The organism is Acidithiobacillus sp. AMEEHan (genome assembly GCF_030996345.1).
In the GTDB taxonomy this organism is placed as follows: Bacteria; Pseudomonadota; Gammaproteobacteria; order Acidithiobacillales; family Acidithiobacillaceae; genus Igneacidithiobacillus.
Genome location: NZ_CP118747.1, coordinates 738,868 through 758,054 on the forward strand (window position 1 = coordinate 738,868; position 19,187 = coordinate 758,054).

Sequence of the window (19,187 nt, forward strand, 5' to 3'; positions counted from 1 at the left end):
AGGTGCCCTTCGCGATACCGCATCGACTCAGGCGCAGAGTGCGGGCTTTACCCGTAGTTCGTGGCTGGGAACCCCCATCATCTCCACCTGTCCACGCTTCATCTCCATGGTGGAGACTTGCGCCGCGCCGAAAGCTTCCTTGAGGAAACTCAAGGCGTCTTCCGGCTGAATGACATCGCCGCAAGTGAATACATCGACTGCGGCATAGCCATACTCCGGCCAGGTGTGAATCGCCAAGTGCGATTCAGCGACAATGACCGCGCCACTCACGCCATAGGGAGAAAAGTGGTGGAAGGTCTGGGTGACGATGGTGCAGTTGGCACGACGAGCGGCCTCGAGCATGGCATCAGTAACAAAATCTACATCCGACAAGGTACTGCTGTCGCATCCATAAAAGTCCGCGACGATTTGATGTCCCAATGAGCGCATAGGTGCCCCCCTAACTAGCAAAATGGTTAAGAAGTAGCTCCCGTGCACCCCCAGACAGTACTTGGTTTTATGCCCTACCTTGCTGGAACCGGCAGTGCCGCGCTCCGAGTCTCTTAAGGACTGACCCCTCCGTAACTGCTTTCGGTGCCGTGGAAACAGGTCCGCAACTATACAGGTTTCGCGCGGCGATGCAAGGGCCGCCAAAAACATCGCAACCCACTCAAGAAAAGGAAGGTTTATAAGCAACTACCGCGAATTTCTGGGCTGCAAGACTCCGTAACATCCCCGATTGGCCTAGCAGCACATCGACCCCGTATAATTGCGAGATGATCGATGCGAGGGACGAGGGATTTTGGCAGAGGAAAACCTGGTAGAGATACGCAGTCTATACTTTGCGCGGGGCGAGCACGTGGTCCTCGATGGCATCGACCTGCAGGTTCCGCGTGGGGCCGTCGTTGCCGTCATGGGCGCCAGCGGTGGTGGCAAGACCACTCTGCTCAACCTCATCGCCGGCAGCCTGCAGGGTCAGCGCGGCCGGGTGCTGGTGGCCGGAAAGGATACCGCCAGCCTTTCCCGCGCCGAACTCTACCGGCTGCGGCAACAGATGGGGATGCTGTTTCAGCACAGCGCCCTGTTTACCGACCTCAGCGCCTTCGAGAACGTCGCCTTTCCCCTGCGTCGTCATTTTCGCCTACCCGAGTCCCTTCTAAAAAAGCTCGTACTGATGAAACTCGAGGCAGTAGGCCTCCGGGGTGCCGCCGAACTCATGCCGGCGGAGCTCTCGGGCGGTATGGCGCGCCGCGTTGCCCTCGCCCGCGCGGTGATCATGGATCCCCTGCTCATCCTCTATGATGAGCCTTTCACCGGCCTCGATCCGATCAGCGTCGGGATCATCGCGAGTCTGATTCGCCGGCTCAATGACGCCCTCGGGGCCAGCAGTATCGTCGTCAGCCATGATGTCAAGGAGACCTTCGCAATTGCCGATTATGGCTACATCCTGGGGGGCGGCAAGGTGATTGCCGAAGGCAGCCCCGATGCCTTGCGCAGCAGCAACTCTCCCTTGGCACAGCAGTTTCTGCGGGGTAGCCCCGAGGGGCCGGTGCCCTTTCACTATCCTGCAGCGACGACCTTTGCCCAGGACCTGGGATTGCAGGAGGGCAAATGAGCGATTTTTTCATCCCTCGTCTCGGCCATGCGGTCTGGGAGAGCGTACCGCGTCTTGGCGCCGCCGCCCGTCTCTTGCTGGGCGGTTTGGGCGCGGTTGGCAATCGTCATTTCAGCTTCCGCCAGTGGCTTCGGGAAGTATACGGACTTGGTGTGCTGTCGTTGGCGCTGATGATCGTCGCGGCATTGTTCACCGGAATGGTGTTGGGCTTTCAGGGCTACTACGCCCTGGCCCGCTTTGGTGCAACCTCGGCCTTGGGAACCTTGATCGCCCTCTCTCTGCTGCGCGAGTTGGGGCCGGTGCTCACCGCACTGCTCTTCGCCGGCCGCGCCGGCTCGGCTTTGACCGCCGAGATCGGCTCCATGAAGGCGACCGAGCAGCTCGCGGCAATGGAGATGATGGCGGTAAATCCTCTGGCCTGGGTGGTTGCACCGCGGCTTTGGGGTGGGATTTTCGCTGTACCGATTCTGTGCGTCATTTTCGATCTGGTGGGAATATTCGGCGGCTATTTGGTTTCGGTACCGGTGCTGGGTGTCGACGGGGGCACCTTTTGGGCACAGATGCAGTCCAACGTAACCCTTAGCGGAGACATCCTCAACGGCTTGCTCAAGGCCCTCTGCTTTGGTCTGGTTGTGACCTGGATCGCGGTCTGGCAGGGTTTTTCTGCCAAGCCCACGGCCGAGGGTGTTGGTGCCGCCACCACACGCAGCGTGGTCATGGCATCACTGGCCGTTCTGGGCCTGGATTTCATTTTGACCGCACTACTTTTTTGATGTCGAGGAAGAGATTATGAGTCAACGGGCAATCGACTGGTGGGTGGGCATCTTCGTGCTCTTGGGGATCGCGGCCCTGGCAGTGCTGGCCCTGCGCGTGGGCAATCTCGCGGGCTTTGCCTACGGCAACGGCTATGTCCTGCACGCCGATTTCAACAATGTGGGCAGCCTCAAGGACCGTAGCCCGGTCAAGCTGGGAGGCGTGACCATTGGCGAGGTCACCCACATCGGCATGAATCCGCAGACCTTCCGCGCTGAGGTAACGATGCGCATCGAGCGCAGCATCAAACTCCCCATCGACACCGGCGCATCGATCTACACCCAGGGACTTCTGGGTGAGCAGTACGTCGCCATTCAGCCTGGCGGCATGCCGCAAAACCTGAAGCCGGGCGCCACCATCACCTTGACCCAGGGGGCCGTCAATATCGATCAGCTCATTGGACAAATGGTTTTTGATAAGGCCAGTGGCAGTTCCTCTGGTACCAGCACACCTTGATTCGGGAGACTACCATGCACAAGATTCAACGGGCGCAACCGTTCTGGTTTCTGGCGGTTTTTCTTTTCTCTTTCCTGCTGGGACAGACATCCTACGCAGCGACGAGTGACGCACAGGCGGCTGCAGGCGTCGTCCAGGACATGACCCACACCGTTTTGCAGATTCTGCAGAAGAATGAAGGAAAACCCATTACGCCAGCACTCAAGAAAGAGGTGGCCGCGGCAATCATTCCGCACATCGACTTCAACACCATGTCGGCCTACGTGATGGCGAGCTACTGGCGCCAAATGACCGCCGCCCAGAAAAAGGAATTCACCGAGCTCTTCCAGGAATTGCTGGTCAAGACCTACAGCAACGCGCTGAACCAGTACCACGGGCAGGAGGTGCGGGTGGAGGGCAGCCAGCAAATTTCGCAGAATCCTCCGGTGGCGCAGGTCAATATGGACATCGAGCAGGAGCAGGGGAAAACCATCCCCGTCATCTACGCCCTGATCGAGAACGGCAAGCAATGGCAGATCTACAACATCTATGTGGATGGCGTGAGTCTGGTCCTCAACTATCGCCAGGCCTTCGGCAATATCGCCGGGCAACGGGGTATTCCCGCTCTCCTGCAAGAACTGAAGCACAAGGTAGCGGATGCCGGCAACACCAGTAGTGCCCATGCCAGCTGAAGCAAGCTGGGAGCGGGACAGCGCGGGCGGGCTGCTGCTGCGCGGTGACTGGCGTCTGCGTCCCCTTGATCAAAGGCTGCGTCGCGATGCCGCGAGTCTTCTTCGGCAACGCTGGGAATATCTGTCCCTCGCCAAGGTCACGGCGCTGGATAGTGCCACATTGGCCTTCGTAATCGATTGGCAAAGTATCCAGCGCAGCCTGGGCAGCTCGGCAGAACTCCGCAACCCGCCCGCGACGCTTCTCGATCTGGCAAAGCTCTATGGCCTGACCCAACTCTGGCAGGGAGATTCCCATGCCTGAGGCAATGGCGGTCCACGTTCGCAGCCTCCGCAAGACCTATGGCACGGGTTTCCTCGCCTTGGCTGGCGTCGACCTGGACGTGGCACCGGGGGAATTTTTTGGACTGCTCGGTCCCAACGGGGCAGGAAAATCCACCCTGATCAATATCCTCTCCGGCGTGGTGCATCGTTCCAGCGGGGTCGCGGAGGTGTTTGGCTACGATGTGGAACGTCAGTATCGCCAGAGCCGGCAACTACTGGGCGTGGTACCGCAGGAACTTGCCTACGACCCTTCTTCTCCGTCCGCGAGTTTCTGCGCTGGCAATCGGGATACTTTGGCCTGCGCCGCAATGACGACTGGATCGACGAGCTGATGGCCGAACTGGACCTGACGGACAAGGCCGATACCAACCTGCGCGCGCTCTCCGGCGGTATGAAACGCCGGGTGCTCATCGCCCAGGCGCTGGTACATCAGCCGCCGGTAGTGGTTCTCGATGAGCCGACAGCAGGGGTCGACGTAGAGCTGCGCCAGAGTCTTTGGCGTTTCGTACGACGTTACAATGGCCTCGGCCATACTGTCATCCTGACGACCCATTATCTGGAGGAGGCGGAAGAGCTCTGTGAACGTATCGCCATCCTGCAACATGGGCAGGTCATTGCCCTCGACCGAAAGGAGCGTCTGCTCGCCAAAAATCGGCGCAAACGCACGCTGACCATCGAATTTGACCGCGACCCTGGGAATTGCCCAGCAGTCTCAATGAGGTGTTGCTGGGCGCCAGTGGCAACACTCGGGTCCTGCAGGTCGATGATGAATTGCACCCCATGAGCAAAGTGCTGCACAGCCTGCAGGGACTGCCCGCACAGATCATCGATCTGCATCTGCAAGAGCCGCGGCTGGAGGAGGTCTTCACTGACCTCTTGCAGGAGGCCCGCGGCAATGGCTGAGGGCCAGCGCCTCGATCTGTTTTTGAAGATGTCGCGCCTGATCAAACGGCGCAGTGTCGCCAAGACACTCTGCGACGCCGGACGAGTGCAGCTCAACGGGCGCACTGCCAAGGCGGGGACCCTGGTGCAAGCTGGCGATCGCCTGCGCCTGGACCTGCCGCAAGGCTTGGTCGAGGCGGCGATACTCCGTCTACCAACGCGGGTGGAGGGGCCGGACGGCGTGGTCAGCATTCTCGGCACAGCGGACTCGGCATGAAGCAAGCGCGACTCCTGCTGCATGTTGGCGAACCCGCGGGCATCGGACCGGATCTATGCGTCGCCCTCGCGCAGCATGCGTTGCCACCTCTGGTGTTGATTGGCGACATCGATTGCCTGCGTCACCGCGCCCTGCAACTCGGGATGCCGACAGCACTGGTCCCTTGGCATCCCGAAGAGGAGTGGCCCGAAAACAATCGGTCTCTCTCCGTATGGCCGATCCAGCTGCCGCATTCTTGTCGCGCCGGACAGCTCGATCCGTTCAATGCCCCTGCCGTTCTCGAGGGACTGGATCGCGCCGTATCCTTGTTACAAGCCGGGCTGGCCGACGCGCTGATTACTGGCCCGGTGCACAAGGGCGTGATCAATGACGCGGGTATCCCCTTCAGCGGCCACACCGAGTACCTCGCCGCTCGTTGTGGACAAAGCGAGGTATTGATGCTCTTGGCCGGACGCGGCTTGCGCGTAGCCCTGGCCACCACCCACCTCCCCCTGCGGGACGTTGCTGCCGCCATCAATGCCCGCGATCTCGAACGCAGCCTGCGCCTTTTGCAGCAGGGTCTGCGCCAGGATTTCGGTGTGGCCGAGCCGCGTATCCGCGTCACGGGGCTCAATCCCCATGCGGGCGAGGGCGGTCATCTGGGAAGAGAGGAAATTGAGGTCATCGCCCCGGTGATCCACAAACTGCAGGGCGAAGGCTGGGCCATCACTGGCCCCTGGCCCGCCGATACGCTTTTCACACCGCGCTTTCTGGAAGACACCGACGCCGTACTGGCGATGTACCATGACCAGGGCCTGCCAGTGCTGAAATATCATGCCTTCGGGGAAGCCGTAAACATCACCCTTGGCTTGCCGATCGTGCGTACCAGCGTCGACCATGGCACTGCCTTGGAACTCGCCGGCACTGGCCGGGCCGAGATCCACAGCCTGCTGCATGCCATTCAAGCAGCGGCGGAAATCGTGCGTCAGCGCCGGCTGAATATGACGCCGGAAGCCTAGAAGACGTGCTGCCGCGAAACCGGTACCTGGGCCAGCAAGAACTCCATCTGGTCGGCAAGAATCCGACGATTGCTGAGCAGCAGGTACTCCGCCCAAGTGGGAGTGAACGGCACGGCCAGCAGGGGCATGTTGGCCTCCTCCGGCGTGCGGTTGTCCTTGCGACTATTGCACCAGCGGCAGGCGGTGACGACGTTGGTCCAAACATCCCGACCCTTGCGCGACAGCGGTATGACGTGATCGCGGGTGAGATCCCGCTGGGGAAAACTGCCGCCACAGTAGAGACAGAGATGGCGGTCGCGATGAAACAGGGTAGGATTGTTGAGGGCAGGGGGACGAATCTTGCCCTGGTGGCGTCCGCGCACTGCGATCAGCGGGTGGATATCGAGCAGGGAGATCTCCCCACTGTGCCGCGACATACCACCATGCGCGGTGAAAAAAGGATCTCCCAATGTCCAGGCAACATTGCCGCGGGCATAATGGGCAGCAGCTTCTTCCCAGGTTTCCCAAGCCATGGGGCGGCCGCTGACGTCGAGACGAAGCACGAGATGCATTGGCTTTCCGTTGCTTAGCGCCCGCTGGGGGCGTTACTGCAATATACCATGAAGGACGGCAAGAATTGCAAGTAGCCAAACTGCCCCAGGCAAAAAAACGTTTCGGTCAGAATTTTCTGGTACAGCCGGCGATCGTCTCGCGCATCGTGGCGGTCATCGCACCGCGCCCGGGCGACGCTCTCGTCGAGATCGGACCCGGGCCGGGCGCCCTGACCCAAGCACTGCTGGCAGCACAAGCGGATGGCACGGGTCCTTTGCGGGTCATCGAGCTCGATCGCGATCTTCTGCCCAATCTGCATGCCTTGGCCACGCCCGAGCAGCTACAAGTGATTGCCGGCGATGCCCTGCAGGTCGATTTTGTTCAACTTGCCACAGAGGCAGGCGCGGCCCTGCGGGTGGTCGGCAACCTGCCCTACAATATCTCGACGCCACTGCTGTTTCACCTGCTGGCGCAGAAGGATGCGATTGTCGACATGCATTTCATGCTGCAGAAAGAGGTGGCCGATCGTCTGGCCGCCGGCCCGGGCAGTTCCGCCTATGGCCGCCTGTCGCTGATGGTCCAGGCGCAAGCCCAAGTCGAGGTGCTGTTTCCAGTAGCGCCCGGTAATTTTCGTCCAGTGCCAAAGGTGGATTCCGCCTTTGTCCGCCTCAGCCCCTGCCGCCCTTCCCGTTTGCCGTCAGAGCTCTTGCCGCATTTTACCCGGGCTGTCAGTCTCGCCTTTGCGCAACGACGCAAGACGCTGGCCAATAACTTCAAGGGCATTCTCGATAGCGCTATGCTGGAGGCCTTGGCCATTTCCCCCTCGGCCCGTGCCGAGACCCTGGATTTTACAACTTTTGTCCGCCTCGCCGAGGCACTCGCGCAGAAAGGAGCGACATCGTGAAGCATCTGGAGGCCGCCGAGGCCTTGTTTCGTCATCTTGGCTGGAACGCCAAGACCCTGCAGGACTATCCGGTCATCACCTGCGCCGTGGCGGTACCCAACGGTACCCTCGACGTGTTCTGTCATGTCCATGCCGAGCTGGAGCGGATCCTGTTCTATGTGCGTCCACAGGGTCTGGAGATTCCGGCGGCACGCCTACCGGCAGTCGCCGAATTTTTGACCCGCGCCAACTATGGACTCCCGCTCGGGAACTTCGAGCTCGATTGGGAAGATCTGGAACTCAACTGCAAGAGTAGCGTGCAGGTTCCGGAGTCCTGCGTTAGCGCCGAACTGCTGCGAGGGTATCTGCTATCGGCAGTAGAAACCTGCAATCATTACCTTCCCGGCCTGCGGGCGGTGGCCGATGGCAAGCAGAGCGCCGCGGCAGCGATCAAGGCGCTGGAGGCGCCGACGGCGCACTGAGGGCAGGGCTGACGGGCTGCAACAGGGGTGTCACGCCCATGCCGCGAATCTTCGCCAGAGCCGTCTGCGCATCGGCGGGAGAGGCATAGCGGCGGGTGAATACCTGGTAGTAGATGGCACCGTCATTGCCGCGCAGCTTTTCCACATGGCTGGGGATGCCGAGCAGCTCCAGACGTTCCTGGATCACTTGTGCGCCAGCCAGATTATTCAGCGCCCCCACCTGTATGCGCACGGGTGCTCCGGTAACTGCGCTGCTGGTCGGCGCGCTGGGGATGCCCGGCCCGCTGCCGAGAATATCAGCGGGAATATCCACCTTCATTTGTGGCAGGATGCGGTAAAAGTTGAAGTGCACGGTACTCTGCGCGGAAGCGGTCGCACTGCTGACCGGGGCGGCGACTGCGTTGCTCAGCGCCGCCGGCGTGTTGTTCGAAGATTTCGCCGCCGCCATGGCGCTACGCGCGGAGAATGCCGGCGGAGTGGCAGGGGAGTTGGCAGAGCTCGTCGGCGGCGTGGCAACCCCGGGGAGCAGACCCAGTTGGCCGCTGGCCATGGGCAGGCTGGCCACCCACCACCAGACCGCGCCGCTGAGCAGCAGAAACGCGATCAACAGCAACCAGATCCAACCATGACCAGAGCGGCGCGTGGCGAGGGCTAGGTCTGCGTCATCGTCGGTTTCTGCCGCTAGCGGAGCGCGCTCCGCGCGTGGAATGGGGGGGCGATGCTCTTCTGCTTGCGGCTGGCGACTACTATGGCCCTTGTAATCACGCATTGCCGATCACATTGTCTCCGGCGCCGAGACCCCCAAGAGGGTCAACCCATTTGCGAGGGTCTGCGCAACCGCGTCGGCAAGGCTCAGGCGCGCCAGGCGCAACTCATCTTCCTCCACCAGAATGCGGGTGGCGTTGTAGTAGGTGTGGAAGCTCGCCGCCAAGTCTTTGAGGTAGAAAGCGATTTGATGCGGCTCGCGGTCACGGGCCGCACTGGCCACCTGCTCCGGAAAACGCCAGAGCAGATCCGCGAGGTCCAGTTCGCGTGGATCACTCAAGCTGGCGAGATCAGGGAGCTGTGCGGGCCGCGATAGTCCTCGCTCCGCCGCCTGCCGGCGCAGAGAATGCACGCGCGCATGCGCGTACTGAATGTAGAAGACCGGATTTTCCTCGGAGTGCTTGGTCGCGAGTTCCAAATCGAAATCGAGATGCTGATCGGCGCGCCGCAAGACGTAAAAAAACCGTGCGGCATCATTTCCCACTTCTTCGCGCAACTGGCGCAGGGTGACAAACTCGCCAGCTCGGGTCGACATCGATACCTTTTCACTGCCGCGATAGAGAATGGCGAATTGCACCAGCAATACTTCGAGGGCGTTCGCATCCGCACCGAGGGCCTGCAGGCTCGCCCGTACCCGAGGGATGTAGCCGTGATGATCGGCGCCCCACATATCGATGAGCTGGGTGAATCCGCGAGTGGTCTTCTCGAAGTGGTAGGCCACGTCCGAGGCAAAGTAGGTGTACGCACCATTCTCGCGCCGCAGGACGCGATCCTTGTCGTCACCGAAGGCGGTGGAGCGAAACCACAGGGCGCCCTCGGCATGATAGCAGTGTCCGCCATCTTCCAGCCGTGCAATCGCCCGCTCGACCGCGCCCTGCTCCATGAGGGAACGCTCGGAGTACCAATTCTGGTAGACGACGCCGAACTCAGCGAGATCGTCGCGGATGTCCGCGAGGATTTCCTGCAGGCCTGTGGCATGCAATCTTCCGTAGGCTGTCGCCCCCAGAGCGTCTTTCAGATGGGCAATCAGCTGGTCGATGGCCGCGTCGCCATCGGCAATGACCGCCAGATCGGGCATGCTTTTGGACGCAAACAGCAGGGCATCGCCTTCGCTGGTCAGGAGATGGGCGGCGATTTCGCGAACATACTCGCCGCGATAGGCACTCTGCGGGAAATCCCAGGGTAGGGGGTGGCCAGCGGCCTCCAGGTAGCGCAGATAGACACTGGCGGCAAGGATATCCATCTGCCGTCCAGCATCATTGACATAGTATTCGCAGAACACCTCATAGCCGCAAAAACGCAGGATCTCTGCCAGACTGGCGCCATAGGCGGCGCCACGACCGTGCCCCACATGCAAAGGGCCGGTGGGGTTGGCCGAAACGAACTCCAGATGCAAACGCTGCCCCGCGCCAAGTTTCTGGCGCCCGAAATCCCTCCCCTGTTCCAGTACCTGAGCAATGACCGCGTGAAAGGCAGCCGGACGCAGAAAAAAATTGAGAAAGCCCGGGCCGGCAATTTCCACCCGCTCGATCCAGGGCGATTCCGGTAAGGCAGCGAGAATACGGTTCGCGAGATCCCGGGGTTTTTTACCGGCACTCTTGGCAAGAAGCAAAGCGACATTGCTGGCCAGATGACCATGCTCGGCCTGCCGCGGACGGTCGAAGTCTACTTGGCTGGGGACATCCTGTAGCAAGCCTTGCTGCTGCAGGGCCTGCAAAGCCCGTAAAAGGGGTTCGGCAACGAAGTTTTTCACAAAACAAACCTTGAGCAAAAAGAATTTTTGCTGCAGTGTAGCGCATGCACGCGCGTTTCGTCAGGGGTTGACCCCTTCATGATCCAATTGCAAACGATTTGGGATTGGTTTCGCAGCCCGATCCACTTTCCCGGCGGAATTTCTATCGAGCCTCTAGGGGTGATCGAGATGATCGTCCTGCTCGTCCTCCTCCTCTGGGGAGCAAGATGGCTGCGACGCAGTGCGCGGATTCTCCTCAGTCGGCGCCTCGACCCTGCCCTCGCCTACGCGATCTCGCGCATTGGCTACTATCTCTTCCTTGCCCTGGGTGCCCTCATCGTTCTGCAGACCATGGGCGTCAACCTGAGCAGCCTGTCCATCCTTGGCGGCGTGGTGGGTGTGGGCCTCGGCTTTGGTCTGCAAAACATCTTCAGCAACTTTGCCTCGGGCTTGATCCTGCTCATGGAACGGAGCATCAAGGTGGGGGATTACATCCAGATCAAAGAGAACGGTCCCCACGGTGAAGTCGTACACCTCGGGGTTCGCTACACCCAGGTACGCAGTAACGACAATGTCGATTATCTGATCCCCAACTCCCAGTTCGTCAATGGCGAAGTCATCAACTGGAGCCTGAGCGACAGCACCATGCGCCTGCACATCCCCTTTCGGGTGCCCTACGGCACCGATCGCGAGGCCCTGCGCGATCTGGTCATCGCCGCTGCCAAACGCTCCCCCCATACCCTGGATGTCGAGGGCAAAAGGCCCGGGCTCTGGGTCACTGCCTTCGGCGATGCCGGCTACGACTGCCAGCTGATCGTCTGGGTCGAACGCAATGCCCTGGTACGCCCGGGAGGAACCCATGCCGAGTACCACTGGCTCCTCGCCGACGCTCTTGAGCAGGCAGGGATCGAAATCCCACGGCCACGTCAGGAGATCAGTTTTGCACGGTCCGATGAAGCCAAAGCCTACGCCGAGGCGCTTTCACGCTCCTCCTCTTCGACATAGCTGCTTGCCGCGGAAACTGCCAGCCGGCGTGGCGAGATGAGGAAGAGATAGGCCACTGCCGCAGCGGCCAGGGCAATCCACATCGACAGGCGCAGTAGATTGTCGAGACTCAAGGTGGCTGCCAAGCTTTGTAGATGCTGCACGAGCACCGACAAGGGCAGGCCCGGACGAGGTCGTACATCGGCACGCAGATGCGCCGCTGCCAGCGCCGTGCCACGGGTCCAAAGGACCTCCAGCAAGGTGACGCCGATATTGGCACTGAAGACACGAATGAAGTTACTAGTGGTGCTGGCGGCGGGGATTTCTTCTTTGTCGACGCCCGAGAGGATGATGAGAGTAAGGGGTACGAAGAGCGCGCCAACGCCCAAGCCGAGCAGAAAAATTGGCCAGAAGAGATCTCCCAGACTCATCATTGGACTGAGGTAGGCGGTTCCGTAGGCAAGAGCAAAGAGCAAGAAACAGGCGCTGGCCAGGCGCCGCAGCCCCACGAGCCCATGCAAGCGGTCCATCAGGGTCGAGACGGGTACCGCGGCCAGGCCGATGGGAATGAGGATGCTACTGCCCCACCAGCCATTGAAGCCCAGGTTTTCCTCCGCCCAGAGCGGCAGCAGGGATGCCCAGCCCATGAACAGCGCCCAACCGAAACAGAGCAAAAGTAGCCCAAGCCAATAGTTGCGCTGGCGCAGGTAGTGAAAACGCAGGAGGGGATGGCGAGCGGTCGCTTCGCGCCAAGCAAAGAGAGAAAGACAGGCGACAGCCACCAGGGTCGTTTGCAAAATGAAACGCGAGTGCCACCAACCGTACTGCTCGCCATTGTCGAGAACGATCTGCAGGGCCATCAGACCTGCGTAGAGAAGGAGAAAGCCTGGAAGATCGAAACCTGGCGGTCGCGGCCTGCGCTCTTCCCGAATCTGTCCACTGCCGATCCAAGCGGCGAGCAGCCAAATGGGGACCGACAGGGCAAAGATCCAGCGATAGGTCAAGGTGACTGCAAGATAGCCACCCATGGCTGGGCCGACGAAGAAAGGCACCAACATGGCGTTACTCCACAGCACCGTGACCAGGCCGTGTCGCGCCGGCGGGCTGGCGCGGAGAAATAAACTTTGGCTGAGGGGAACCAGCAAACCGGCCGCCATCCCTTCCATCGCACGGCTGAGGAGCAAAATCCACAGGTTGCTGGTACTGGCGCTGATCACACTGCCCAGGGCAGCCAGAGAACAGGCACCCAGAAACACCCGCCGCGCACCAAAGCGGGCATTGGTCCAGGGCATCAGGGTAATGCCCACCGACCAGTTGACGATGAAATACGTCAGCGCCCAGAGCGCGTGGTTGCTGCTGGTGGCAACGCCGCCCGCAATATAGGGAAAGATGCCCTGCACCGCAGCGCCGTCGAAAGACCCCAGGGCAAGAGCCAGACCCACCCCGAGAAACAACATCCACGGCATCCCTTCACTGCGCTGCGTCATCGCTCTCCCCAAAGTTCAACTAGGCAACCGTAGCGCCGCGTCTTATATTGGTCCAATGGATTTGTTTGGCTTTATTGATCGGTATTTCCAATGAAAATATCCCCAGAAGATCTGCTGAGTTTTCTGGAGGTAGCGGAGCAAGGCGGTGTGGCACACGCCAGCGAACGACTGCATCGCAGTCAACCGACTATCTCCGGTCGCCTGCAACGGCTCCAGCGCATCGTCGGCGAGCCTTTATATCTGCGCGAGGGGCGTGGTATTCGCCTCAGTCCCGCAGGCGAGGCCCTTTTGCCGCTGCTGCGCAGCCTGCGTAGCGATTTGCAACGCATCGAGGACTGGGTCAGTCGTCGGCAACAGCAGCAGGAGGGCCAACTCCGCATTGCCGCCAGCAGTACCGTCGCCAACTATTTTCTGATGGAACACCTGGCGCGCTTTCGCAGTCTCTACCCCGGTGTCGAGCTACGTCTACAGACCGGCGCCCTGGCCTGGGAGGACTGGAACTGGAAGGATTGGGATCTGCTCTTTACCGAAGAAGCCATCGCAGCAGAGCAGCTACCCGAAGACTTCTGCCAGAGTCCCTGGCGCGAGGACGAACTGGTAGCGATCCTGCCCCTGCAACACCCATGGGTGCTGGCGGGAAAACAGAGCGCCACCTGGACGGAGATCCTGCAGGAACCCATTGTCTGGCGCGAGCCACATTCCGGCATTCGCCGACGCGTTGCGGCGGCGTTGCGCGCCGCCGGCCTCAAGCCCAGTTACACGGTCGAAGTCACCGGGGTGGAGGCCCTGCGCGAGGCGGTCGCCGCCGGGCTGGGGATTGGTTTCGCCTCGGTCGAGGCCCTGGACAAGGTACGCTGGCCGCTGGCCTCCCTGCGCCTGGAGCCGCCGCAAGGATTATTCTGGACCCTCTATCTGGTGCATCCGCAACCGGCCCTTGCCTCGCACGCCCTGCGCGCCTTTCTCCAGTTGCTCGCACCAGCGGGCGTCAATTACTGCGCCGATTCGTCGGCGAGGAGGAGGCAGGCTCCGTAGCCTCCCGCGGGATGCTCCAACCAGATCAAGGGAAGGTCCGGATATTGGCTCAGCAAAGCCTCCTCCGCATCGCCGGTCTCCAGCACCAGAACTCCGCCGGGGCGCAAGTGCGCCGGAGCAGCCTGCACTAGAGGCAGGAGGCAAGCCAGACCGTCGTCGCCAGCAGCCAGGGCCAGGTGCGGTTCCTGGCGATATTCCGGCGGCAGTTCTGCCATGGCGGCGGCGTCGACATAGGGAGGATTGCTGACAATCAGGTCGTAACGCTCGCCGGGGAGGGCGGCAAAGAGGTCAGATTCGAGCAAACGGATGCGCTCTTCAAGACCATGGCTGGCGATGTTGCGCATAGCGACGGCGAGGGCAGCGGGAGAGATATCGACAGCATCGACTTGCGCCTCGGGAAAGCGCTGCGCCAATGCCACCGCCATACAGCCGGAGCCGGTGCCAATTTCCAGGATCCGATGTACGCGCTGCTCATCCACCCAAGGGGCAAAGCCCTCTTCGATGAACGGTTCGAGCAGGCTGCGAGGGATCAGGACCCGCTCATCGACAAAGAAACGCAAGCCGGCGAACCAGGCCTCCTGCAGGATATACGCCGTCGGCCGGCGCAGGATCTCCCGCTGATAGAAGGCATCGAGAACGGCTTCCCGCTCCAGCGCAGTGAGCCGGGCGGCACGCAGCTCCGGCAGATCCTCGGGCTCCAAGGCGAGGCGACGGGCGATAAGGGCAGCCGCCTCGGCCCGCGGGGTCTGGTATCCCTGACTGCAATCGATGCCCGCCTGAGAGAAACGACTCTGCCCATAGCGCCAGAAATCCTCGATGCTCTCCAACCCTGCTGCGAGTTCCCGATATTGCTGCCAACGCATGGCTTTCTCCTAGTCGATTTCCAGCCAGACCGGGCAGTGGTCCGAGCCCTGGACCTCCGTAGCGATGCCGGCGCCACGCAGACGTGGTAACAGACTACGGTGTACCCAGAAATAATCGAGACGCCAGCCGACATTCCGCTCCCGTGCCGCGGTGCGCTGACTCCACCAGGAGTAGCGCTGCGTTTCCGGATGCAGGTAACGAAAGCTGTCCACCCAGCCGGCGGCCTCCCAGCGGTCGAGCCAAGCCCGTTCCTCCGGCAAGAAACCCGAAATTTTGGCGTTTTCGGCGGGCCGAGCAAGATCGATGGGATGATGGGCAGTGTTCACATCACCGCAAAATATGACTGGCCGGCCGGCGGCCACCCGCGCCTCGATCTGGGCGAGAAAATCGGAGTAAAAATCGAGCTTGTAGGCCAGCCGCCCAGCGTCTTTTTTGCCGTTGGGAAAATACACGTTGTAGAGGTCGAAATCACCACAGTCATGCACCAGGACGCGCCCTTCCCGGTCATAGCGGGGATTTCCCAAGCCCCCTTGCAACAGGGGAAAGCCATCGCGGACGAAGGTGGCAACACCGCTGTATCCTGCGCGCTCGGCGACAGCCCAGTCACCCTGATAACCCGGTAACTCGCGCTCGTTTGCCGCAAGTCGTACGGGGTCCGCCTTAGTCTCCTGCACGCAGAGAATGTCGGGTTGGCTCGCTGCTACCCACTCCCGCAGGCCTTTGCGCAGGGCCGCACGCCAGCCGTTGACGTTCCAGCTATAGAGACGCACTCAGCGCTGCACTCGCACGGCAAGAAATTCCCCGCGATCCAGCACGCCCTGGAGTAGCGCCCGGGCGTCCGTGGCCTCCGCCACCGCCGGCAATTCCGCCAGAGTTTCGCGCGCACCGCTGGGGCTGATGACGCCATGACGGAGCGCGAGCTGATAGAGTACCTGAATGGACAGGCGATTGTCGGGCCGCTGCGGCAGAGACAACTGCAATTCTGCCTTGGGCCCGCCGTAAAAATGCAGGGTGCGGATCTGATCGACGGGGGGCAACGGATTCATTTCCTTTTCTTTCCTAAGGTTTCACTTGGGGCGTGCGTACGACGGGCTAGCTGCGGCAAGCCTCGCAGCTGTACCGACCACTCCCCCTGCAGGGCAAGCAAGGGCCCCATGCGACTCAAGGCCGCAGCCAAAGGCTCAACGAAGCCCCACACCGGCCGCAGGATCAGGAGCCCAGAACCGCGCAGCCGTTCTTGCCCGGCGTCAGCTTCCCACAGCAGCTCTGCGCTCTGTAGCGCCGAATGCGCTTGCAACTGCAGTAGCAGGCGCGAAATCTTACCGCGGATCTTGATGGGGTACCACACCAAGAAACTCGCCAGCGACCAGTGCTGCAGCGCAGCAATCAGAGCTTCCGCCAACAACTCCCATTCATTCGCTGCCTCGAAGGCGGGATCGACCAAGACCAGACCCCGTCCCGCCGCCGGTGGCGCTGGCCGGTGGAGAAACCGATAGGCGTCCTCCTGGAGAATGCTCGTCTGCTCCCGGCCAGCCAGTGCCTGCCGCAATTCCTGCGCGATGCCCGGCACCTTTTCCAACAGAAAGAGAGGATCCTGGGGACGCAGCAGGCGGGCGGCGAGGACCGGCGAGCCAAGATAGTGCTGCAGTTCCTTGCCCGGATTGTCCGGCAGCAGGAGGTCGAGCCAAGGACGCAACTCCGCCAGCTCCCGCCGCTGCGGCCAAAGGCGATGGATGCCGTCCTGCGCTTCGCCATCTGCAGGCAGACCATAGCGGCCGGCCCCTGCGTGGGTATCGACAAAATACAGCGGCCGATCTTTCTGCAGTAACCGGGTCAAGGCCAGCACCAACGCTAGGTGCTTCATACAATCGGCGGCATTGCCCGCATGAAATTGATGTCGGTAATTCATAGGCGAGGATGTTGCGACATTCGTGGGCGTGTGGGAAGGGCCGCGCACTTGGCTTGCCGGCAGGCATTGGTCATCATAGGGACAAGCCCATTGCGCACAGGAACACTGCCATGCGACTCCTCAGCACGCCCACCAGTCCTTACGCCCGCAAGGTACGCATCGCCCTACGGGAAAAGAATCTCTCCTGCGAGGTCGAAACTGTCGATCTGCGCGACCCGGCACATGCTGGCAAGGCACAAAATCCACTGGGCAAGATCCCTGTCCTGCTGCGCAACGACGGCGAGGCGATCTATGACTCGGCGGTCATCCTGCAGTACCTGGAGCTGTTTCATCCGCAGCCGCCGCTGCTCCCCAGCGATCCTGCGGAGAAGATCCGCTGTTTGCGCCTGGAGGCCCTCGCCGACGGCATCATGGATGCAACCATTGCCTGGGTGCAGGAGCATCGTCGCAGCAAGGATTGTCAGGATCCGGGTCTGCTGAAGAAGCAGCGCGACAAGGTGCAGGATGGCTTGGCCTTTCTGCAGACGCAAAGCCGGGATTGGCGCCACGACAGCGCTCTCGATCTGGGCCAGATCGGGGCCATTGCCGCCATTGGCTATGTTGATCTGCGCGCCCCCGAGCTGCTCGTTCCCTATGTCGATCTGCATCGCTGGTATCAATCCCTGCGCGATCGGCCCAGCGTCGCCGAAACCGCTCCGCAATGAGCATGCTCGCGTGAAAATTGCCAGCTGGAACGTCAATTCCCTGAAGGTACGCCTGCCACAGGTGCTCGATTGGCTGCAGGCAGAAGGGGTTGACGTGCTTTGCCTGCAGGAAACGAAACTTCCCGACGATCGCTTTCCCGCGGCGGCGCTGCAGGAGATCGGCTATCAGAGTCTGTACCACGGACAAAGCACCTATAATGGGGTCGCCATCCTCAGTCGCCTGCCGCTGCATGATCCGCGTTGTGACTGGCCGGACGACAGTGACGGGCAAGCGCGCATCTGCGCAGCCACCATCGGCGATCTGCGCATCGTCGACGTCTATGTCCCCAACGGCCAAGCGGTGGGCAGCGACAAATACCAGTACAAGCTCGACTGGCTGGCCCGACTCCAAGACTATCTCCGCGCCGAGCTGGGGCGCTGGCCGCGCCTGCTTCTACTGGGGGATTTCAATATCGCCCCCGGCGACCTCGATGTGCACGATCCGGCGGCCTGGGCCGGGGAAATCCTCTGCTCCGATGCCGAGCGCGCCGCCCTTCGCGACCTGCTCGGGCTTGGACTGACTGACCTCTTTCGCCATCGCCATCCCGATGCCCAAGAATGGAGCTGGTGGGACTATCGTGCCGCCAGTTTTCGCCGCAACATCGGTCTGCGCATCGATCTCATCCTCGGCAGCGCTGCCCTCCTTCCCGCCATCGAGGAAGTCCACATCGATCGCAGTGCCCGCGCCGTCGAGCGCCCCTCGGACCACGCCCCCGTAGTCCTGCAGATCAAGGAGCCCTCATGATTGGCATTCTCCTCGTTAACCTCGGCACCCCCGAGGCCCCTACCGCCCCGGCCCTACGCCGCTACCTGCGGGAGTTTCTAAGCGACCCACGGGTGGTGGAAATTCCCCGCATCGTCTGGTGGCCCATCCTCAACGGTCCCATCCTGCTCACCCGCCCCGCCCGGTCCGCCCGTGCTTACCGCAGCATTTGGCTCGACGAAGGCTCGCCTTTGCGGGTGTATAGCGAGCGACTGGCCGCAGGCCTGCAAGCACTCTACGACGGCGAGCAGCCGGGCCGGGTGCTGGTGCGTCTGGCCATGCGCTACGGTCAACCTTCGGTTGCGGCGGGCTTGCGCGCGCTGCGCGATGCAGGATGTCAGGAGATCCTGGTAGTGCCCCTGTATCCCCAGTATTCCGCGACGACGACGGCCTCGATTTTCGATGCCGTGGCAGCAGAGTTGCGTAGCTGGCGCAACTTGCCGGAGCTGCATTTCCTGCGCGACTGGCACCAGGATCCCCGCTACATCGGCGCCCTCGCCCGTTCGGTGCAGCAGCAGTGGCAGGAACGCGGACGAGCAGAGCGGCTGCTCATCTCCTTCCATGGTCTACCCGCCCGTAACGTCGCCCTCGGTGATCCCTACCGGGGCGAATGCGAAAAAACTACGGCACTCCTGGTGGCAGCCCTGGGCCTCCAGGAAGGCGAGTGGGTGCAGACCTTTCAGAGCCGTTTTGGGCCGGCGCGCTGGCTCGAACCCTACACCGCCGTCACCCTGGAGGAGCTGGGGCGCCAAGGCGTTGACAGCATCGACTGCCTCTGCCCCGGCTTCGTCACCGACTGCCTAGAGACCCTGGAAGAGGTCGCCATCGGCGGCAAGGAAATTTTCCTCCACGCCGGCGGCAAGCAGTTGCATTACCTCCCCTGTTTGAATGACGATCCGGCGTGGATCGCCGATTTTCGGCAGATCATCGACGAACACCTGCCGGCCCGTTGAGCTGCTTGGGTTCCGGCGTGGTTATGGCGGAGGTAGAAACCCGACCT

The 19,187-nt window shown here is 61.6% G+C and carries 24 protein-coding genes and 1 pseudogene; 16 read left to right on the forward strand and 9 right to left on the reverse strand.

What is annotated here, in order from left to right; genetic code table 11:
• Positions 1–27: 27 nt before the first annotated feature.
• Positions 28–429 (reverse strand): adenosylmethionine decarboxylase, encoded by a 402-nt coding sequence (speD, locus tag ORD17_RS03830; RefSeq protein WP_308389563.1) that lies wholly within the window; start codon positions 427–429, stop codon positions 28–30.
• Positions 430–781: 352 nt separating this feature from the next.
• Here speD and ORD17_RS03835 point away from each other — a divergent pair, with 352 nt between their 5' ends.
• The 9 genes and pseudogenes from ORD17_RS03835 to pdxA all read left to right on the forward strand — a co-directional run bounded on the left by ORD17_RS03835 (position 782) and on the right by pdxA (position 6,012).
• Positions 782–1,594: an ATP-binding cassette domain-containing protein gene (locus ORD17_RS03835; protein WP_308389564.1), complete on the forward strand. Its 813-nt coding sequence runs from the start codon at positions 782–784 to the stop codon at positions 1,592–1,594.
• Positions 1,591–2,367 (forward strand): lipid asymmetry maintenance ABC transporter permease subunit MlaE, encoded by a 777-nt coding sequence (gene mlaE, locus ORD17_RS03840; protein ID WP_308389565.1) that lies wholly within the window; start codon positions 1,591–1,593, stop codon positions 2,365–2,367. Before ORD17_RS03835 ends, mlaE begins: the two co-directional genes overlap by 4 nt.
• Before the next feature lie 16 nt (positions 2,368–2,383).
• The gene (mlaD, locus tag ORD17_RS03845; protein ID WP_308389566.1) at positions 2,384–2,863 is read left to right on the forward strand and encodes an outer membrane lipid asymmetry maintenance protein MlaD; all 480 of its coding nucleotides are present in this window, start codon (positions 2,384–2,386) and stop codon (positions 2,861–2,863) included.
• Positions 2,864–2,877: 14 nt separating this feature from the next.
• Positions 2,878–3,534, forward strand: a complete 657-nt coding sequence (locus ORD17_RS03850) for an ABC transporter substrate-binding protein (RefSeq protein ID WP_308389567.1) — start codon at positions 2,878–2,880, stop codon at positions 3,532–3,534.
• Complete coding sequence (locus ORD17_RS03855) at positions 3,524–3,835, forward strand: STAS domain-containing protein (RefSeq protein WP_308389568.1); 312 nt, start codon at positions 3,524–3,526, stop codon at positions 3,833–3,835. The genes ORD17_RS03850 and ORD17_RS03855 overlap by 11 nt, the downstream gene beginning before the upstream one ends.
• A 4-nt stretch (positions 3,836–3,839) precedes the next feature.
• Positions 3,840–4,639, forward strand: a pseudogene (locus ORD17_RS03860) (ABC transporter ATP-binding protein).
• Positions 4,636–4,758, forward strand: a complete 123-nt coding sequence (locus tag ORD17_RS03865) for a hypothetical protein (protein WP_308389569.1) — start codon at positions 4,636–4,638, stop codon at positions 4,756–4,758. Before ORD17_RS03860 ends, ORD17_RS03865 begins: the two are co-directional and overlap by 4 nt.
• Positions 4,751–5,014: an RNA-binding S4 domain-containing protein gene (locus ORD17_RS03870; RefSeq protein WP_308389570.1), complete on the forward strand. Its 264-nt coding sequence runs from the start codon at positions 4,751–4,753 to the stop codon at positions 5,012–5,014. Before ORD17_RS03865 ends, ORD17_RS03870 begins: the two co-directional genes overlap by 8 nt.
• Positions 5,011–6,012 (forward strand): 4-hydroxythreonine-4-phosphate dehydrogenase PdxA, encoded by a 1,002-nt coding sequence (gene pdxA / locus ORD17_RS03875; RefSeq protein ID WP_308389571.1) that lies wholly within the window; start codon positions 5,011–5,013, stop codon positions 6,010–6,012. The genes ORD17_RS03870 and pdxA overlap by 4 nt, the downstream gene beginning before the upstream one ends.
• On the opposite strand, the gene ORD17_RS03880 is transcribed toward pdxA, so the two are convergent.
• Positions 6,009–6,563 carry an HNH endonuclease gene (locus ORD17_RS03880; RefSeq protein ID WP_308389572.1) on the reverse strand — a complete coding sequence of 185 codons (555 nt, stop codon included), beginning with the start codon at positions 6,561–6,563 and terminating at the stop codon, positions 6,009–6,011. The genes pdxA and ORD17_RS03880 overlap by 4 nt on opposite strands.
• Before the next feature lie 65 nt (positions 6,564–6,628).
• On the opposite strand from ORD17_RS03880, the gene rsmA reads away from it, so the two are divergent.
• Together rsmA and ORD17_RS03890 are read left to right on the forward strand one after the other, a co-directional pair.
• On the forward strand, positions 6,629–7,447 hold the full coding sequence (gene rsmA / locus ORD17_RS03885; RefSeq protein WP_308389573.1) for a 16S rRNA (adenine(1518)-N(6)/adenine(1519)-N(6))-dimethyltransferase RsmA: 819 nt from the start codon (positions 6,629–6,631) through the stop codon (positions 7,445–7,447).
• Positions 7,444–7,908, forward strand: coding sequence for a YbjN domain-containing protein (locus ORD17_RS03890; RefSeq protein ID WP_308389574.1), 465 nt, complete (start codon positions 7,444–7,446; stop codon positions 7,906–7,908). Before rsmA ends, ORD17_RS03890 begins: the two co-directional genes overlap by 4 nt.
• Here ORD17_RS03890 and ORD17_RS03895 read toward each other — a convergent pair.
• Together ORD17_RS03895 and argS are read right to left on the reverse strand one after the other, a co-directional pair.
• Positions 7,877–8,677 (reverse strand): SPOR domain-containing protein, encoded by an 801-nt coding sequence (locus tag ORD17_RS03895; protein WP_308389575.1) that lies wholly within the window; start codon positions 8,675–8,677, stop codon positions 7,877–7,879. The two genes, ORD17_RS03890 and ORD17_RS03895, sit on opposite strands and share 32 nt — an antisense overlap.
• A 6-nt stretch (positions 8,678–8,683) precedes the next feature.
• Positions 8,684–10,426 (reverse strand): arginine--tRNA ligase, encoded by a 1,743-nt coding sequence (argS, locus tag ORD17_RS03900; protein WP_308389576.1) that lies wholly within the window; start codon positions 10,424–10,426, stop codon positions 8,684–8,686.
• A 78-nt stretch (positions 10,427–10,504) separates the two neighbouring features.
• On the opposite strand from argS, the gene ORD17_RS03905 reads away from it, so the two are divergent.
• Complete coding sequence (locus ORD17_RS03905) at positions 10,505–11,410, forward strand: mechanosensitive ion channel domain-containing protein (RefSeq protein WP_308389577.1); 906 nt, start codon at positions 10,505–10,507, stop codon at positions 11,408–11,410.
• On the opposite strand, the gene ORD17_RS03910 is transcribed toward ORD17_RS03905, so the two are convergent.
• Complete coding sequence (locus tag ORD17_RS03910; protein ID WP_308389578.1) at positions 11,371–12,876, reverse strand: MFS transporter; 1,506 nt, start codon at positions 12,874–12,876, stop codon at positions 11,371–11,373. The two genes, ORD17_RS03905 and ORD17_RS03910, sit on opposite strands and share 40 nt — an antisense overlap.
• A 90-nt stretch (positions 12,877–12,966) precedes the next feature.
• On the opposite strand from ORD17_RS03910, the gene ORD17_RS03915 reads away from it, so the two are divergent.
• Positions 12,967–13,908, forward strand: coding sequence for a LysR family transcriptional regulator (locus ORD17_RS03915; RefSeq protein WP_308389579.1), 942 nt, complete (start codon positions 12,967–12,969; stop codon positions 13,906–13,908).
• Here the strand turns inward: ORD17_RS03915 and prmB are convergent.
• Genes prmB through rlmJ form a run of 4 tightly spaced genes read right to left on the reverse strand, consistent with a single transcriptional unit; the run spans position 13,866 to position 16,636 of the window.
• Positions 13,866–14,771, reverse strand: a complete 906-nt coding sequence (gene prmB, locus ORD17_RS03920; RefSeq protein ID WP_308389580.1) for a 50S ribosomal protein L3 N(5)-glutamine methyltransferase — start codon at positions 14,769–14,771, stop codon at positions 13,866–13,868. The genes ORD17_RS03915 and prmB overlap by 43 nt on opposite strands.
• A 9-nt stretch (positions 14,772–14,780) precedes the next feature.
• Positions 14,781–15,542, reverse strand: coding sequence for an exodeoxyribonuclease III (locus ORD17_RS03925; RefSeq protein ID WP_308389581.1), 762 nt, complete (start codon positions 15,540–15,542; stop codon positions 14,781–14,783).
• Entirely contained in the window at positions 15,543–15,818 is a 276-nt protein-coding gene (locus ORD17_RS03930; RefSeq protein ID WP_308389582.1) for a hypothetical protein, read from the reverse strand.
• Positions 15,815–16,636 (reverse strand): 23S rRNA (adenine(2030)-N(6))-methyltransferase RlmJ, encoded by an 822-nt coding sequence (gene rlmJ, locus ORD17_RS03935; protein ID WP_308389583.1) that lies wholly within the window; start codon positions 16,634–16,636, stop codon positions 15,815–15,817. The genes ORD17_RS03930 and rlmJ overlap by 4 nt, the downstream gene beginning before the upstream one ends.
• A gap of 155 nt (positions 16,637–16,791) precedes the next feature.
• Between rlmJ and ORD17_RS03940 the strand changes: the two genes are divergently transcribed.
• From ORD17_RS03940 to hemH, 3 genes are read left to right on the forward strand one after another with little or no spacing between them, the layout of a single operon-like run.
• Entirely contained in the window at positions 16,792–17,385 is a 594-nt protein-coding gene (locus ORD17_RS03940) for a glutathione S-transferase N-terminal domain-containing protein (RefSeq protein ID WP_308389584.1), read from the forward strand.
• 10 nt (positions 17,386–17,395) lie between these two features.
• Positions 17,396–18,169, forward strand: coding sequence for an exodeoxyribonuclease III (locus tag ORD17_RS03945; RefSeq protein WP_308389585.1), 774 nt, complete (start codon positions 17,396–17,398; stop codon positions 18,167–18,169).
• Positions 18,166–19,140: a ferrochelatase gene (gene hemH, locus ORD17_RS03950; protein WP_308389586.1), complete on the forward strand. Its 975-nt coding sequence runs from the start codon at positions 18,166–18,168 to the stop codon at positions 19,138–19,140. Before ORD17_RS03945 ends, hemH begins: the two co-directional genes overlap by 4 nt.
• The last annotated feature ends 47 nt before the right edge of the window (positions 19,141–19,187 follow it).